Below are 14,529 nucleotides of genomic sequence, written 5' to 3' on the forward strand. Positions count from 1 at the left end.
TATAGACCCGTCACAAAGGCCAGAAAAGGGGGATGAGCAGCGACGCGAAAAGCCCTAGGCCGAGATTCATCGGGATCCCGAGGCGCATGAAGTCGGTGAACCGGTATCCGCCGGGGCCGTAGACCATCGTGTTGGTCTGGTAGCCGATCGGCGTCGCGAAGCTCAGGCTGGCGGCGAGCATGACGGCGACGACGAAGGGCCGCGGGTCCGCCCCTATCTCACTTGCGAGCGATATGGCGACGGGCGTGACGACGACGGCGACGGCGTTGTTCGTCACCACCTCGGTCAGCGTCGTCGCGATCATGAACACGAGCCAGAGCGCGACCCAGGGCGGAACGCGCCCGAGCGGCTCCGCCAGCGCCTCCGCCACCATCGCCGCCGCGCCGGAGGACTGGAGCGCCCCGCCGACCGCGAGCATCGCGAAGATGAGAACGAGGAGCCGCCCGTCCACCACTGCGAAGGCTTCGTCCGCATCGATGCAGCGCGAAAGGAGCACGACGGCCACGCCGATCACTGCAGCAACGGCGATAGGAACGACGCCGAGCGCCGAGAGCCCGACGATCCCCGCCAGCACGGCGAGGACGACGGGCGCCCGGTCCCGCCGGTAGGGTCTGCCGGAGGGCTGGTTGAGGTCGACGAGGTTCACGTCGTCCGCCAGTCGCCTGATATCCTCCGGTGCGCCTTCGAGGAGGAGCGTATCGCCCACCCGCACATCCACGTCGTCGAGCTTCTGGCGCACCCGTTCGGAGCGGCGATGGACGGCAAGCGGATAGACGCCATAGCGCCGCCGCAGCCTGAGCCTGCCGAGCGTGCGGCCGACCAGCGTGCAGTCCGGGGAAATCAGCGCCTCCACCGTCACGCTTTCGGCGCTTGCGATCTCGTCCACCATGGCGACGGAGCGGTTCTGCCGGAGGGTCAGCAGCTCGTCCATCCCGGTCCGAAGCACCACGATGTCGCCCGGCTCCAGCCGTACCGCCTCGAAATCCCGTCGGAGCGAGGCGTCTCCCCGGATCACGTCCATCACGCGCATGCCCGGTCGCTTCAGAAGCTCGTGATCGAGCGGCTTCGCCCCGATGAGAGGGGAGCCCTCTGTCACCGCCACCTGCGTCATGAACTTCTGGCTCCGCTTCTGGCTCAGGAACCCGGCCATCGCCGCCCGCTCCGGCAGGAACCGGGGCGCCGCGAAGGCCATGAAGGCGAGCCCGGTCACGGCGAGCACGACGGCGACGGGTGTCACCTCGAAGAGCGAGAAGGGAGCGAGCCCCTGCGCCCGCGCCACGCCATCCACAAGGAGGTTCGTCGACGTGCCGATCAGCGTGCAGATGCCGCCGAGAATCGCGCAATAGGAGAGAGGGATCAGCATCTTCGACGGGGCGACGCCGAGCCGCGCGGCGAGCTGCGTGACAATCGGGATCATGATGAGGACGACGGGCGTGTTGTTCATGAAGGCCGAGGCGAAGATCACGAAGGCGCCGAGCGCAAGAATAGTCGCCGCCGGGCTGGTCTCGGCATGGCGCGTCAGCGCGCTTGTCGCCGCGCCGAGCGCGCCGGTCCGCACCAGCGCGCCCGAAATGATGAACATCGCCGCGATGGCCAGCGGCGCCGGGTTGGCGACCGCATCGAGCACGTCGTCCAGCTCGAGGACGCCGGCGAGCATGAGCGCCGCGACCGCGCCAATGGCCGTCACTTCGGGTGGATGAACCTCCGCCACGAAGAGCGCGAACATCGCGACCAGCACGACGATCGTGATCAGCGCCGGCAGGAACTCGGGCGAGAGGATCGTCAAGATGCGGGCGCTCCGTCTGGGTCGGTCGATCAGGATAGGCGCAAAGGGATGGCGGCGGAAGCGGGGCTTCAGGCCTCCGGCACAAGGTTCGCGAGCCGCCCGCCCAGCCGGAGCGGGGATACGGCGAGGGCGCGCCCGTCAGGCCCGGTCTTCACGAAGACGCCTGAGATGGTGGCCGGCCCCTCGCCGGGACAGAACCGCCCGCTTGGCATGCCGGTGATGAACCGGCGGAGCGGTTCCGTCTTCTCCATGCCGATCACGCCGTCATAGTCCCCGCACATGCCGGCGTCGGTCTGATAGGCGGTTCCCTTCGGAAGGATCATCGCATCCGCCGTCGGCACATGGGTGTGCGTGCCGACCACGAGCGAGGCTTTGCCGTCGAAATAGCAGCCCACGGCCATCTTTTCCGACGTCGCCTCGGCGTGAATTTCGAGGATCACGGCGTCGGCCCCGGCGCCGAGCGCATACTTCCGAAGTTCCGATTCGAGCGCGGAGAACGGGTCGTCGAACGGGCGGGACATGAAGACGCGCCCCAGCGCGACGGCGACGAACACGCGCCGGCCTCGCGGCGCCTCGAAGAGCCTTGCTCCGAGGCCGGGCGCGCCCTTCGCATAGTTGATCGGGCGGAGGATTCGCGGCTCCGCCGCGATATGCGCGAGCATCTCCTTCTGGTCGAAGGCGTGGTCGCCCAGCGTCACGCAATCCGCGCCGGCGGCGAAGAGATCATCCGCGATCTTCGGCGTCAGGCCGAAGCCGGAGGCGGCGTTCTCCGCGTTCACCACCACGAAATCGAGCTTCAGCGTCTCGCGAAGGCCGGGCAGGGCGGCGATCAGCGCGTCGCGGCCGGAACGGCCGACGATATCCCCGAGAAAGAGAAGGTTCACCGCGCGATCTCCAGGCTCTCGGTCTCCGTCGCGATCGCGTCGAGCCGTTCATCCTCCGGCCCGGCGGGAACCGCGCTCACCTCTTGCGCGGCGTAGGCGAAGCCGATGGCCTGCGCCGGGCCCTTGGCGCGGAGCCGCGCGAGCGTCCTGTCATAGAAGCCGCCGCCGTAGCCGAGCCTGCGGCCCGCCCGGTCCCAGCCGAGGAGCGGGACGACAAGGATCTCCGGTTCGAGCCAAGCGCCCGAGGCCGGAACCTCTGCACCGAATTCGCCGCGCTCCATAGCCGCCCCCGGCGCCCATTCGCGGAAGCGGAGCGGCGCGCCCTTCGCCTCGATCACCGGGACGCAGAGACGGGCGCCGGCCTCATGCAGCGTCGTCATCGCCTCGGTCGGGTCGATCTCGGTCCGGATCGGGCGAAAACCGGAGACGATGCGGCCCTCCGCTTCGCCGATCATCGCGAGAAGGCGCGCATTCGCCGCCGCATCCCTCGCGGCGTCTCCGTGGACCGCCTTCCGCCGTGCGAAAAGCGCGGTCCGGAGCGCCGCCTTCTCTTCGGTCAGAGCCGTCAAGAAAGCGCGCCGCAGAAGCGCTGGATGCGGGCGCAGGCTTCTTCGAGCTGCGCGTCCGAGGTGGCGTAGGAGATGCGGAAGCAGGGCGAGACGCCGAAGGCGGCGCCGAATACGACCGCCACGCCCTCGGCTTCCAGCAGTTCGGAGGCGAAGGTCTCGTCGCTGTCGACAACCTTGCCGCCCGGCGTCTTTCGCCCGATCAGCCCCCGGATCGAAGGATAGACGTAGAACGCGCCCTCCGGCGTCGGGCATTCGATTCCGTTTGTCTGGTTCAGCATGGAGACGACGAGGTCGCGCCGGGCGCGGAATTTCTCCCGGCTCCAGGAGATATAGTCCTGCGGGCCGTTCAGCGCCTCGACCGCCGCCCACTGGCTGACGGAGCAGGGGTTGGAGGTGGACTGGCTCTGGATGTTGGCCATGCCCTTGATCAGCGCTTCCGGCCCTGCGGCGTAGCCGATCCGCCAGCCGGTCATCGCATAGGCCTTGGAGACGCCGTTGCAGGTGAGGGTCCGGTCATAGAGGCCGGGCTCCACTTCGCAGATCGTGGCGAAGCGGAACGGGTCGTAGGCCAGATGCTCGTACATGTCGTCGGTCATCGTCCAGACATGGGGGTGGCGCATCAGGACGTCGGTCAGGCCCTTGACCTCCTCCGCCGTATACCCGGCGCCGGTCGGGTTCGAGGGGGAGTTGAAGATGAACCACTTCGTCTTCGGCGTGATCGCGGCTTCGAGCTGGGCCGGGGTGATCTTGAAGGCGGTCTCGATGCCGGCGACGACCGGAACCGGGGTTCCGCCGCAGAGGAGCACCATGTCGGGGTAGCTGACCCAGTAGGGCGCGGGGATGATGACCTCGTCGCCGGGGTTCAGCGTCGCCATCAGGGCGTTGAAGAGGGTCTGCTTGCCGCCGGTGCCGACGGTGATCTGGCTGGGCTTGTAGTCCAGCCCGTTCTCCCGCCTGAACTTGGCGGAGATCGCGGCCTTCAGCTCGGGGATGCCGTCCACCGCCGTGTAGCGGGTATGGCCCGCGTCGATGGCGCGCTTCGCGGCCTCGCGGATGTTTTCCGGCGTGTCGAAGTCGGGCTCCCCGGCGCCGAGGCCGATGATGTCCCGCCCGGCGGCCTTCAGCTCCCGCGCTTTGGAGGTGACGGCGATGGTCGCGCTGGGCTTCACGCGGGAGAGGGCGTCGGCGAGGAAGGCCATGATCTTTGCTCCGTTCAGGCCCGTCCGCTTTACGCCGCGCGGGCCCGCTTGCCAAGAAGGCGGAGGAGCCGGCCGTCGATGATCGCGAGGCCGAGGAGGATGAGCGCGGCGCCGAGGAGGACGCCGGGCGCGAGCCGTTCGCCGAGGACGAGCGCGCCGAGGGCGACGGAGATCGGCGGCATCACGATGGTGACGAGCATGAGGTTGCCGGAGCCCGCCGCCGCGAGGACGCGGTAGTAGAGGAGATAGGCCCCGGCCGTGCCCGCGAGGGAGATGTAGGCGAGGGCGGCGAAGGTGAGCGCCCGTTCCGGCGCGGGCGGCGGACCCTCCAGCAGCAGCGCGGCGGGGAGGGCGAGGAAGGAGGAGGCGGTGAGCATCCCGGCGGCGGAAACGAGGGGGGAGAGGCCCTTCATCCGCGTCTTCGCCCAGACCCCGGCGAAGGCGTAGGAGAGCGCGGCGCCGAGGATCGCGATCTGGCCGAGCGAGCGGAGATCGAACCCGGCGAGCGCCTCCGGCCCGACGATGGCGGCGATGCCGGCGAGGCCGAGGAGGGCGCCGGCGAGCCGCCGCGCCGTCAGCCGCTCGTCCCGGAGGAGCGCGGCGGCGACGAGGATGCCGAAGACGGCGGTCGCGCCGTTGAGGATCGAGGCGAGGCCGCTCTCCACCGCCTGCTGCCCCCAGGTGATGAGGCCGAAGGGGATGAGGTTGTTGAGGAGGCCCATGACGAGGAAGGCGCCCCCGGCGGCGGCGCCGCGGGGCGCCCGCTCCCCCCGCATCCACGCGACGAGCCAGAGGGCGGCGGCGGCGGGGGCGACGCGGAAGAAGACGAGCCAGAGCGGCGTCATCTCCCTGAGGGCGAGGGCGATGAAGAGGAAGATCGCGCCCCAGAGGAGGGCGAGGAGCGCGAGGTCGCCCCAGGCGCGGAGGGGGATGGCGGGCTGGCCGGTCATGCCGCCTTCTCCGGCTTCGGGGTGGGGCGCGCCACCCGATTCCTGCGGGCGCGGCGGGGGACGGGAGGGGATAACCATGGTTATCGGGTCCGGAGGGTTGATTTCGTGGGAAAAAAACCGTGATCGCGTTTGAAACAATCTTCGCGGGCGGCCCCGCTCCCTCCCCTCGGGCTTTGGGGGGAGGGGCAGGCCTCCGGGGGTCGATTCTGGCCGATTCCGGGGGATTTCCATGGAAATCGGGTTCGGGGCGTTGAAATCAAACGAAAAAAGTCGTGATCGAATTGTTTCAGTGGGGAGGGAAGGGTTTTGGCGGCGTTGGGGGCGGGCGCTTTGCTCGTCGGGGCCCCGGATCGGGTCCGGGGCTGCGGGAGGGGCGGAGGGGGTGGTGCATGATTTTTCATGGAATTGCGGGGCGGATGCGGTGCGGCCCGTCGCATGGTCCACGGAGCCCGCTGCCGCAGGCCGGAGGGGCAGGGCGATCCGCCGCGCGAACAAGGCCGCGGTCTTCGGGCGCGCCTGTGGCACTACCGTCATTGCCGCCGACAGCGCCAGAAGCGCCCGGCCGATCTGACCCGCGTCAGATCGGCCCGCGGTCGCCGCCCCGGCGACCGCGGCCCGATCTTCGACCGACGCGGCGGCGCGCCCCCGGCCTCCGCCGGGCTCCGGCCGGCCCCTCCGGCCTTCCAACGGAAAGCCGCTGATCGCGGCGCAGGCGCGGGAACCCCATGCCCCGCCATCCTCCAGCTTATTCGGGCGAGGAGCGGGGGCGGGCGCTTCGTTCTTCGGGCCCGGGATGGGTCCGGGCTGCGGGGCGGGGGGAGGGGCGCCCGCCGCATGGTCCACCGGCCCGCTCCCGTCGCCCCCCGGCGACCGCGTTCCCGCTCGCCGCCCGGCGTACCGCGGCCCGATCTTCGACCGACGCGGCGGCCTGGCGCCCCCCGGCCTCCGCAGGGGCTCCGGCCGGACGGCCCCTGCGGCTTTCCAACGGAAAGCCGCTGATCGGGGCCGCAGGCGCGGGAACCCCATGCCCCGCCATCCTCCAGCTTATTCGGGCGAGGAGCGGGGGGCGGGCGCTTCGTTCTTCAGGGCCCCGGATCGGGTCCGGGGCTGCGGGGTGGGGGGTAGGGGGCGGGGCGCTTGGCCCCGGCGCCTCAGAAGCCGATCAGCTCGGCGAAGCCCTCGACCGGCTCGCGCTCAGTCCGGAGCGCGTTGATCGGGTGCGCCTCGTCCATCTGGCCGAGGCCCATGCCGCAGAAGAGCATCGCGCCTTCGGGCGGGCGGGCGTGGCGCTCCACTTCCTCGGCCCACATCGCCCACGCCTCCTGCGCGCAGCTGTGGAGCCCTTCCTCCCGCGCCGCGAGCATGACGGACTGGAGGAACATGCCGGCGTCGGACCATTGCGGCGGCCCCATCGTCCGGTCGAGGAAGAGGAAGAGGCCGACGGGGGCGCCGAAGAACTCGAAATTCCGGCGGAACTGGCGGAGCCGCCCCGCCTTGTCCTCCCTCGGGACGCCGATGGTGGCGTAGAGTTGTTCGCCGCAGACCTTCCGCCGCGTGTGGAAGGGCTGGACGAGGGGATCGGGGTAGATCGCGTATTCCGTGGGCCGGCCCATCGGATGGGTCTCCATCGCCGCGGCGACCTCCGCCTTCAGCGCGGCCAGCGCCTCCCCGGCGAGGACGCGCACGATCCACGGCTGGAGGTTGCCGCCGGAGGGCGCCTGCTTCGCATGGTCGAGGATGCGGCGCACCACGGCCTCCGGCACCGGATCGGGCAGGAAGGCGCGGCAGGAGATGCGGGTGGCGAGCGCCTCGGAAACCTTCATTCGTCCTCGATCCTCTTGCCGTCGAGCGCGCGGGCGGCGCGGGCGGCTTCCGCCTCCTCCGCCTTCCGCTCCGCCTTCTTGCGGCCATGGGCGGCGGCGTTGGCGGCGGCCTTTCGGCGCGCCTCCTCCCGTTCCTTCGCCTTGCGGGCGAGGCGGAGATTGACGGGCTTCGTCATGGCCCCGTTGTCTCCCATCCCTTCGTGAGGCGCCAGTGGGAGAGGCGAAGCTCTCCCTCCCGCGCCATGACGACGATGCGCGCGGTCGCGCCCTCCTCCCAGCCCCGCGATTCGATCAGGAGCCGGCCGCCCGGCTTCAGCGCGGCGAGGCGGGCGCGGCCCTCGGCTTCCGGGCCGGCGAAGAAGGCGGCGTCGGCCGGCGGCGCGGTTTCCGCGAAGGCGAGGCGGGGGGCGCCGAAGGCGGCGGCGCGGGCGCGGAGGCTCTCGTCGTCGGGGCCGATCACGGTCGCCTCCGCGTCCCGCGCGGCGCGGAGCCAGTCGATGGCGAGGGCGGCCGCGCCCGGCCCCTCCGCGATGAGCCGCGCGCCGCGGCGCGGCCAGAGGAAGGCGAGCGCGGCGGCCCGCGCCTCCAGCGGCGAGGCTTCGAGCCCGGCGAGGGCCTCGTCCGGCAGGATGCGGGGCAGGGGTTCCGCGCCCGGCTCGACGCGGCATTCGACGGCGAGGGTGAGGAAATCGGGGCAGGGGGCGGACCAGCTTCGCGCCTCCCCCTCGATCACCCGCTCATCCTTCCCGCCGAGCGCGGAGAGGACGACCATGCGGCTCGCGCCGTATCCCGCCTCCGTCAGCAGCCGGGCGACGACGGGCGGCGCCTTCGCGCCCTCCGTCACCATCAGGAGCCGCGCGCCGGGCGCGAAGAAGGGGATCGCCGTTTCCGGCGGGCGGCGGAGGAGCGCGAGCGTCTCCAGATCCGCGAGGCTCCAGCGGAGCCGCGCGGCGCAAAGCTGGAAGACGGAGAGGGCGGGGTGGAAGCGGATCTCCTCCCCCGGCAGGGCCGAGAGGATGCGCGCGCCGACGGAATACCAGAGCGGATCGCCCGTCACGAGCATGACGGGATGGTTCATGCGCTCCGCCCGGAGGAGGGCGGCGAGGGCGGGCATGCCCTTCGGCCAGGGGAGGCGGCGGGCGGCGACGGGGAGGGCGGGGAAACGGTCGCCGCCCACGATCACGCCGGCCGATTCGAGCGCGGCGCGGGCGGCGGGGGAGAGGCCGGCGAGACCGGCCTCTCCGATCCCCACCACGTCGAGCCAGGGTGGGGTCACAACCTGTCCCGCATCGAATACCAGAGCATGGCGAGGACGAGGAGCGGCCAGCGCATCGCCGGGCCGCCGGGGAAACGGGGCGAGGGGACGGCGGCGAGCGCGTCCCACCGCTCCGCCTGGCCGGCGACCGCCTCCGCCGCGAGCTTGCCGGCGAGGGTGGCGAGGGCGACGCCGTGGCCGGAATAGCCGGAGGCCGAAAGCGTCGCCGGGCCGAGGCGGGCGAGATGGGGGAGGCGGTTCATGGTGATGGCGAGCGTGCCGCCCCAGCCGTATTCGACCTTCGCGTCAGAGAGATCGGGGTAGATCTCCAGCATCGCCTTGCGGACGAAGGACTTGATGTCGGATGGGAAGCGGTAGCCGTAACTCTCCCGCCCGCCGAAGAGAAGCCGGTCATCGGCGGAGAGGCGGTAGTAGTTCACCACGAACTTCGAATCGCTCACCGCCATGCCGTTGGCGATGAGGCTCCGGGCGCGCTCGGGCCCGAGGGGTTCGGTCGCGATGATGAAGCTGTTGATCGGCATGACGCGGGCGGAGACTTCCGGCGCGAGGCCGCCGAGATAGCCGTTGCAGGCGAGAATCAGATGATCCGCCTCGACGGCGCCCTTCGCCGTCTCGACCACGGGTTTCGGGGCGTGGGTTATCGCCGTCGCCGCGCTCCGCTCGAAGATGCGGACGCCGGCTTCCGATGCGGCGCGGGCGAGGCCGATTGCGTAGTTGAGCGGGTGGAGATGCCCGGCGCCGGGGTCGATGACGCCGCCATGATAGGCGGGCGAGCCGACCAGGGCGCGGAAGGCCTCGCCTTCGAGATAGTCGCTCTCGTAGCCGTAGACCTTCGCGAGATGCTCGGCCTCGGCGCGGAAATCGGGGAGGAAGCGGCGGCGGTGCGCGGCGTGGATCACGCCGGGGCGGAGCGCGCAGTCGATCCCGTTTTCCGCGACGAGCGCCTTCACCAGCGCCTTCGCCTCCTCCGCGAGGTCCCAGAGGCGGCGGGCCTTTTCGGCGCCGAGCATCGCCTCCAGCTCGATCTGGCCGAGGCGCTGGCCGGAGCCGACCTGCCCGCCGTTCCGCCCCGAGGCGCCCCAGCCGACGCGGTGCGCGTCCAGCAGGACCACGTCATAGCCGCGCCGGGCGAGATGGAGCGCGGCGGAGAGGCCGGTATAGCCGCCGCCGACGATGCAGATATCGGCGCGGATGCGCCCTTCGAGGCGGGGATGATCGGCCCGCGCCGCGGCGGTCGCGGCATACCATGAGGGCGCGTCCCTCCCCTCGCCGTCATTGGCGTAGAGAAGGTCGAGCGGCATCGGAGGCTCCCGGGTTCAACGTTCGGTTGCGCGGCGCGACATTCAGGCGGTTAAAATCCGCGACGCCTTCGGGTAAGTATGCGCCATGACCGATATCGACAACACCGAAACGAAGCCGGAGACGGCGGAAAGCGCCGCCCCGAAATGGGGCGACGACCATGCGACCTTCGGCGACCGGCTCGCCGCCGCGCGCGAGGCGCTCGGCCTTTCCCCGGAACAGCTCGCCTGGCGGCTCGGCGTCCGCCGCTCCACCATCGCGACCTGGGAGGACGACCGCGCCGAGCCGCGCGCGAACCGGATGCAGATGCTCGCCGGCATCCTCAATGTCTCGCTCGTCTGGCTGATGACGGGCGAGGGCGAGGGGCCGGGCGGCGCGCCCGCGCCGGCGGCCGGGGAGCTGATCGCAGAGCTGGAGCTCCTGAAGTCGGAGCAGCAGCGGCTGGCGCAGCGCTTCGCCCGATTCGAGACGCGCCTCCGCGCCGCGCTCGCCGCCTGAGATGGAGAGCCCGGAGATCCGGCTGAAGCGGCTCACGATGCGGAGCTGGCGGCGGGGGATGAAGGAGATGGACCTCATCCTCGGCCCCTTCGCCGACCGGGGGCTTTCCGCGCTCGACGCCGCCGCGCTCGAAGCCTACGAATCGCTGCTCGAGGAAAATGACCAGGATCTCTACCGCTGGGTGAGCGGCGCGGCCCGGATTCCCCCGGTCCATGCCGATATCGTGGCGATCATCGCGGGATTTCACGGCATTCGGAGACAAGCTTCGCCGAATTAACCCGGTGTTGGGGCTTTCCCGCCACATTCCCCTCCAAGGAAGTCTAACGGAGAGTGCGGATGAGCATCCATGAGCGCGTCGACGCGGCCGGTTTCGATGTCGAGCCGGCGGCCACGATTACCACCTATGTCGAGGCCCTGGCGCTGATAGAGCGGCTGCACCGGCTTCTGCTCGACGTCATCAAGGACGAGTTCGAGCGGCTCGGCCGGCTGGACATCAACAGCGTGCAGGCGCTGCTGCTCTACAATATCGGCGACAACGAGGTGACGGCGGGAGAGCTGAAGAGCCGCGGCTACTACCAGGGCTCCAACGTCTCCTACAACCTCAAGAAGCTGGTCGAGGGCGGCTACATGCACCACCAGCGCTGCGAGATCGACCGCCGCGCGGTGCGGATCAAGCTGACCGACGAGGGCCGCAAGGTGCGGGAAATCGTCGGCGCGCTCTTCGAGAAGCATTCCGAGCTTCTGGGCCGGCGCAAGGATTTCGGCGGCGGCGCGCTGAAGGAGATGATCCTGAACCTGCGGGGGATGGAACGCTTCTGGAGCGAGCAGATCCGCTACATCTACTGAAGGCCGTACCTCCTCGGGCCTTCAAGCGGCGCGCCGGACCCCCGGCGCGCCGCTTCGTTTCCGGCTCAGGCCGCGCGGGTGAAGGCGCGGGCCTCGAAAGCCTTGAGGATCGTCCGGGCCGCCGGGCCGGCGGCGGCGGGGTGGTCGCGGAGTTCGGGGAAGAGCGCGAAGATCTCCTCCCGCCCCTCGGCGCCGATCCCGGCCAGGGCGGCCGCGCCCGGGTGAAGGCTTTCCGCCGCCGCGCCTTCGGCGAAGACGATCTCGTGCCGGTCGAAGAGGATGTGGACGTATTCGACGACGCCGCCTTCCTCCAGCGTCACGCTCCCGCCATCGACAAGGTGCTTCGCTGCGGCGAGGGCCTCGGGCTCCCCGAACATCAGTTCGGCGCGGGGGCCGGAGACGAGCATCCGGTGCTGCTGCGAGACGACGAGATCGCGCCGCGCGCCGAAGGCTCCGGCGCGGATGCGGACGGGGGCGAAGCGCCCGGTCGCGGGAACGAGGCGCCGCCCGGCCCAGCGCACGGGCTGCGGGCCGTTGTCCAGCGTCTCCACAAGGTCGCCGGGGCGGAGTGATTCGACGGGGCGCTCGCCCCCGGGCGTGCGAATCATCGTTCCGGCCGTGAAACACACCACCTGCTCGATCTCGGAGAAGGTCGTGGTCGAGATGACGTTCCCGCCGGCGTCCAGGAACTCGATGATCCCGCTCTCGGTCGTGCGGTCGTCGTTGGTGAAGGTGACGCGGCGCCCGCCGCCGCCCGGCGCGAGCACGATGCGGTCGATGTCGCCGTTGTCGCCGTCTTCGCCGCCGACGATGGCGTCGGAGCCGTCCCCCGCGGAGAGGAGGAAGAGGTCCGTCCCCGTCCCGCCCGAAAGCACGTCGTCGCCGGCGCCGCCGACGATCGTGTCGTCGCCGCCGCCGGCGGAGATGTCGTCCCCGCCCTCGCCGCCGATGATCGAATCGCGGCTGTCGCCGGAGGTGATGACGTCCCCGCCCGCGCCGCCGTCGATGGTGGAGGTGCTGCCGGCGCCGGCGAAATAGGCGATGTTGTCGTCGCCCGCGCCGCCCGAGAGCGTGTTCGCGGCGCCGTCCCCGGCCGTGACGAAGATCGTGTCCGCCCCGTCGCCGCCGTCGATGCTGTTCGAACCGTCGAAATCGGTGATGGAATCGTTCCCGATTCCGCCCGTCACCGTGTCGGAGCCGGCGGCGCCGGTCAGCGTGTCGTCGCCGTCGCCGCCCGAGACGACGTCGTCATTGGCGCCGGCGTCGATGCGGTCGTTCCCGTCGCCGCCGGTGACGGAATCCTGGCTGTCTCCGGTCTGGATCGTGTCGTTCCCGTCGCCCCCCGCGACGGCGTTCACCGAGTTCGGGCCGTTGAAGACGGTGATGGAATCATCGCCGACCCCGCCGTCGATCACGGTCGAGGAGCCGTCGCCCTTGAAGACCTCGATCGTGTCGTTCCCGGCGCCGCCGAGGATCGAGTCGAAGGTTCCGCCAGCGCCGGTGGCGGTGATCGAGTCCGCGCCGTCCCCGCCGTCGATCACGTTCGAGCCGGCGAAATCCGTGATCCTGTCGGCCCCGGCGCCGCCGAGCAGGCTGTCGTTTCCGGCGCCGCCCTCGATGCTGTCGGCTCCCTCGCCGCCGAGGATCGTGTCGTTCCCGTTCTCGCCGAGGAGCGTGTCGTTCCCGAGCCCGCCCTCGATGCTGTCGTCGCCCTCGCCGCCGAGGATCGAGTCGTTCCCTGTCGTCGCCGCCGTCGGGATCGTCACCGCGTCGAAGAACATGTCCGTGATGTTGATCGCGTGCTGGCTGTTCTCGAGGCTGCCATAGTCGATCTCGAACCGGACGACCGGACCGGGGATGGTGACGAGCACGGAGTTTGTCGCGTCGTTCGGGCCGACGCCGCCGGCGCCGTCACGGGTGAAGACCTGGTCCGCTCCGGCGACGCCGTCGCTGTCATTCAACGTCAGGTTTGAGCCGGCGGAGAGGCGGATGTCGACCGGATTCCCCGCGGCGTCGAAGGCGCGGATCGAGACGAGGTCCCTGAAGCCGCCCTCGTCGATGTCGTTGATGCGGAAGGTGACGTTCCGCACCTCGTCAGAGACGCCCGCCCCGGTCGCGGAGAAGGCGAAGCGAAGCGTCGCCGTATCGCCTTCGGCGAACCCGCGCATCAGCCCGCCGCTGTCCGCCGTCGGGACTTCGGAGCCGCCCGGATTGATGCCGGTCACGACCTGGGTGTCGGACTCGAACCGGAGCTGCGCGTTTGCCGACTCGCTCAGGAACGTGACGCCGACGTTCACGAGGCCGGTATTCTGGGTGAACCCCCCGGAGAGATCGTCGTTGTCGTCTATCCCGCCGCCATTGTCCGGGTCGGGTATGTCGTCCCACTCGAAGGACTGGCGCGTGAGGACCGGGTCGAGCGCGCCGCCGTCGCCGATCAGCGTGTCGTTTCCGCCGCCGCCCTGGATCGTGTCGTTCCCGTCGCCGCCGATGACGCTGTCCGCGCCCTCGCCCGCGAGGATCGAGTCGGCGCCCGTTCCGCCGTCGATGGAATCGTCGCCGCCCTGGCCGAAGAGCGTGTCGTTCCCGGCGCCGCCCGAGAGCGTGTCCGCGCTCGCGTCTTCCGCGCCGGCGTCGATGCTGTCGTTCCCGGCGCCGCCTTCGAGGCTGTCCGCCCCCGCGCCGCCGAGGAGCGTGTCCTGCCCGTCGCCGCCGCGGATCGTGTCATCGCCCGCCTGGCCGAGCAGGCTGTCATTCCCGCCCTCGCCGAGGATGCTGTCCGCCCCCTCGCCGCCCTGAACGGTGTCCTGCCCGCCGCCGGCGAAGACGGTGTCGTTCCCTGCGCCGGCGCTGATCGAGTCGTTTCCGGCGCTGGACTGGGCGAGGTCGTCCCCCCCGCCCAGGTTCCAGTCGCGGGCGGTTCCTTCGGACGGATCGGAGATGACGAACTGCTCGCCGCTCTGCCCCGCGATCTCGCCATAGCTGAAGTCGCGCGTCGACGTGTTCGAGATGATGCCGTTCTGGTTGCCGGTATAGTTGAAGCCGGCGTTCGGCTCGGTCGGGATGAAGACGCGGAAATCCCTGGAGCCGTTCTCCACCTCGAACCAGAAGCCCCGGATCTCCGCGCCGTTGGCGTCCGTCAGCGTGCCGGTTCCGCGTCTGGAGCCGTCGATCTCGGTATAGGTGAATTCCGGGATCGGCTCATAGGAGCTGGAGAGGACCTGCGTGAACCCGGTGAAGACGAAGGTCTGGTCGCCGCCCGGGTCCGCGCTGGTCCGGTTGAGGTTGTTGTCAGCGTCTCCGTCAGTGACGGTTACGGTCACCTCATCCCAGATGATGCGGCGGGCGGACGAGCCCCCGGTCTCCACCACGACCGCATTCGTGAACGTGTAGCTCGCCATC

13 protein-coding genes are annotated in these 14,529 nt (G+C 70.6%); 3 read left to right on the forward strand and 10 right to left on the reverse strand.

Going from position 1 to position 14,529, the window contains the following annotated elements:
• Positions 1-10: 10 nt before the first annotated feature.
• The 9 genes from ACE37J_RS05220 to ACE37J_RS05260 form a co-directional block, all read right to left on the reverse strand.
• Positions 11-1,786: an SLC13 family permease gene (locus ACE37J_RS05220; RefSeq protein ID WP_409708121.1), complete on the reverse strand. Its 1,776-nt coding sequence runs from the start codon at positions 1,784-1,786 to the stop codon at positions 11-13.
• 68 nt (positions 1,787-1,854) lie between these two features.
• On the reverse strand, positions 1,855-2,670 hold the full coding sequence (locus ACE37J_RS05225) for a YmdB family metallophosphoesterase (protein ID WP_409708124.1): 816 nt from the start codon (positions 2,668-2,670) through the stop codon (positions 1,855-1,857).
• Complete coding sequence (locus ACE37J_RS05230; protein ID WP_409708693.1) at positions 2,667-3,230, reverse strand: 5-formyltetrahydrofolate cyclo-ligase; 564 nt, start codon at positions 3,228-3,230, stop codon at positions 2,667-2,669. The genes ACE37J_RS05225 and ACE37J_RS05230 overlap by 4 nt, the downstream gene beginning before the upstream one ends.
• 5 nt (positions 3,231-3,235) lie before the next feature.
• On the reverse strand, positions 3,236-4,438 hold the full coding sequence (locus ACE37J_RS05235; RefSeq protein ID WP_409708127.1) for a pyridoxal phosphate-dependent aminotransferase: 1,203 nt from the start codon (positions 4,436-4,438) through the stop codon (positions 3,236-3,238).
• A 29-nt stretch (positions 4,439-4,467) separates the two neighbouring features.
• On the reverse strand, positions 4,468-5,388 hold the full coding sequence (locus ACE37J_RS05240) for a DMT family transporter (protein ID WP_409708130.1): 921 nt from the start codon (positions 5,386-5,388) through the stop codon (positions 4,468-4,470).
• Between the two features lie 1,151 nt (positions 5,389-6,539).
• On the reverse strand, positions 6,540-7,211 hold the full coding sequence (locus ACE37J_RS05245) for a nitroreductase (protein WP_409708133.1): 672 nt from the start codon (positions 7,209-7,211) through the stop codon (positions 6,540-6,542).
• A complete protein-coding gene (locus ACE37J_RS05250) occupies positions 7,208-7,387 on the reverse strand; it encodes a DUF4169 family protein (protein WP_409708136.1) in 180 nt (59 codons plus the stop codon). Before ACE37J_RS05250 ends, ACE37J_RS05245 begins: the two co-directional genes overlap by 4 nt.
• Entirely contained in the window at positions 7,384-8,487 is a 1,104-nt protein-coding gene (cbiE, locus tag ACE37J_RS05255) for a precorrin-6y C5,15-methyltransferase (decarboxylating) subunit CbiE (RefSeq protein WP_409708139.1), read from the reverse strand. Before cbiE ends, ACE37J_RS05250 begins: the two co-directional genes overlap by 4 nt.
• On the reverse strand, positions 8,484-9,788 hold the full coding sequence (locus ACE37J_RS05260) for an NAD(P)/FAD-dependent oxidoreductase (protein WP_409708142.1): 1,305 nt from the start codon (positions 9,786-9,788) through the stop codon (positions 8,484-8,486). Before ACE37J_RS05260 ends, cbiE begins: the two co-directional genes overlap by 4 nt.
• Positions 9,789-9,873: 85 nt before the next feature.
• Here ACE37J_RS05260 and ACE37J_RS05265 point away from each other — a divergent pair, with 85 nt between their 5' ends.
• The 3 genes from ACE37J_RS05265 to ACE37J_RS05275 are packed head-to-tail and all read left to right on the forward strand — an operon-like array spanning position 9,874 to position 11,130.
• A complete protein-coding gene (locus ACE37J_RS05265) occupies positions 9,874-10,284 on the forward strand; it encodes a multiprotein-bridging factor 1 family protein (protein WP_409708145.1) in 411 nt (136 codons plus the stop codon).
• Position 10,285: 1 nt separating this feature from the next.
• Positions 10,286-10,561: a succinate dehydrogenase assembly factor 2 gene (locus tag ACE37J_RS05270; RefSeq protein WP_409708148.1), complete on the forward strand. Its 276-nt coding sequence runs from the start codon at positions 10,286-10,288 to the stop codon at positions 10,559-10,561.
• Between the two features lie 59 nt (positions 10,562-10,620).
• The gene (locus ACE37J_RS05275) at positions 10,621-11,130 is read left to right on the forward strand and encodes a winged helix DNA-binding protein (protein WP_409708151.1); all 510 of its coding nucleotides are present in this window, start codon (positions 10,621-10,623) and stop codon (positions 11,128-11,130) included.
• Between the two features lie 65 nt (positions 11,131-11,195).
• On the opposite strand, the gene ACE37J_RS05280 is transcribed toward ACE37J_RS05275, so the two are convergent.
• Entirely contained in the window at positions 11,196-14,528 is a 3,333-nt protein-coding gene (locus ACE37J_RS05280) for a Hint domain-containing protein (RefSeq protein WP_409708154.1), read from the reverse strand.
• Position 14,529 lies beyond the last annotated feature (1 nt).

The organism is Pikeienuella sp. (assembly GCF_046290545.1).
Taxonomy (GTDB): Bacteria; Pseudomonadota; Alphaproteobacteria; order Rhodobacterales; family Rhodobacteraceae; genus Pikeienuella.

Excerpts from the sequence above, each read along its gene's own strand:
- ACE37J_RS05235 (WP_409708127.1), bottom strand. The coding sequence starts at position 4,438 with ATGGCCTTCCTCGCCGACGCCCTCTCCCGCGTGAAGCCCAGCGCGACC.
- ACE37J_RS05240 (WP_409708130.1), bottom strand. The coding sequence starts at position 5,388 with ATGACCGGCCAGCCCGCCATCCCCCTCCGCGCCTGGGGCGACCTCGCG.
- ACE37J_RS05245 (WP_409708133.1), bottom strand. The coding sequence starts at position 7,211 with ATGAAGGTTTCCGAGGCGCTCGCCACCCGCATCTCCTGCCGCGCCTTC.
- ACE37J_RS05250 (WP_409708136.1), bottom strand. The coding sequence starts at position 7,387 with ATGACGAAGCCCGTCAATCTCCGCCTCGCCCGCAAGGCGAAGGAACGG.
- ACE37J_RS05260 (WP_409708142.1), bottom strand. The coding sequence starts at position 9,788 with ATGCCGCTCGACCTTCTCTACGCCAATGACGGCGAGGGGAGGGACGCG.
- ACE37J_RS05265 (WP_409708145.1), top strand. The coding sequence starts at position 9,874 with ATGACCGATATCGACAACACCGAAACGAAGCCGGAGACGGCGGAAAGC.
- ACE37J_RS05270 (WP_409708148.1), top strand. The coding sequence starts at position 10,286 with ATGGAGAGCCCGGAGATCCGGCTGAAGCGGCTCACGATGCGGAGCTGG.
- ACE37J_RS05275 (WP_409708151.1), top strand. The coding sequence starts at position 10,621 with ATGAGCATCCATGAGCGCGTCGACGCGGCCGGTTTCGATGTCGAGCCG.
- ACE37J_RS05280 (WP_409708154.1), bottom strand. The coding sequence starts at position 14,528 with ATGGCGAGCTACACGTTCACGAATGCGGTCGTGGTGGAGACCGGGGGC.